At 66.7% G+C, this 225-nt stretch carries 1 protein-coding gene; it reads right to left on the minus strand.

What is annotated here, in order from left to right; all coding sequences use genetic code 11:
• Positions 1-225: transposase (locus QQ657_RS57080; protein ID WP_284750759.1), on the minus strand; the 225-nt coding region annotated here is incomplete at both ends.

The following is a 225-nucleotide window of genomic DNA, read 5'->3' on the forward strand; positions in this document are numbered from 1 at the left end:
GGCACGCTCGTGGCCGAGCTGATCGAAAAATGCTTCCAAGGTCGCTTTGGTGCGGCCTTCACCGAGCCAGACCAGCCGACGGGTGTCGTGATCCACCACCGCGGTCAGGTAGTTCTGACCGCGCCGGAAGGAGATCTCGTCGATCCCGATCCGCCGCAACCCCGCCAGCCGGTCGACCCGGGCATCGATGTCGGCCGACACCCGGGTGATGATCGCCCCGACGGT

Origin of the sequence: Amycolatopsis ponsaeliensis (assembly GCF_030182635.1) — a bacterium.
GTDB classification, from domain to species: Bacteria; Actinomycetota; Actinomycetes; order Mycobacteriales; family Pseudonocardiaceae; genus Amycolatopsis; species Amycolatopsis ponsaeliensis.